The following is a 588-nucleotide window of genomic DNA, read 5'->3' as shown; positions in this document are numbered from 1 at the left end:
CGGCCGCGGCGAGCACGAACGTGCCCGTGCACACCGACGCGATCCGTCGGCTGCGTCGGGCCAGCCGCCGCACCTGCGTCAGCAATCGCTCGTCCACGGCCGCCGCCGGTGTCCCTGCCCCGCCGNNAGTTCGATGGCGTACGGAGGCGCGGCGCCGTGAGAGTTCGCGATCTCCAACGCTCCGCTGGGACACGCCACGTCGAGGATCTGCGCATCGTCGTACGCGACGATCACCACCCGCCTGGCAGTTCCCTTTTCTTTCCCCACAACGGAAATCTACCCGGCGGATGCCGATCTTGGTATTACTCAGCGGCTCGCGCGCAGCAGGCGGAGTGCGTGCAGCGCCGGGGACGGTTCGCCCTCGAACGCCGCGGACCCGCCGAGGTAGCCGGCGATCAGGTCGGGAGCGGAGTGGTCCTCTACGCCGGTGAACCCGAGGGCACGCAACTGTGCTGCGATGCCTTCGGGAGTGAAGTAGCTGAACAGGGGTTCACCGACGCCGGCCAGCCGTTCGGCACGTGCACGCTGGTAAGCGCGTTCCGCGTCGGTGGTCGCGGACCGCAGGTAGTCGAAGACCACCTCGACCGG

General features: G+C 69.1%; 2 pseudogenes. Both read right to left on the bottom strand.

Features of this window, described 5'->3' with window-relative positions:
- Window positions 1–237: pseudogene (locus tag B0F77_RS51050) on the bottom strand (GlxA family transcriptional regulator); the annotation flags it as partial.
- A gap of 69 nt (window positions 238–306) precedes the next feature.
- Window positions 307–588: pseudogene (locus B0F77_RS50375) on the bottom strand (class I SAM-dependent methyltransferase); the annotation flags it as partial.

It is taken from the genome of Lentzea kentuckyensis, assembly GCF_002150765.1.
Classification (GTDB): domain Bacteria; phylum Actinomycetota; class Actinomycetes; order Mycobacteriales; family Pseudonocardiaceae; genus Lentzea; species Lentzea kentuckyensis.
Note: the sequence above shows the minus strand (reverse complement) of the source record. Positions and strands in the feature narration are given on the sequence as shown.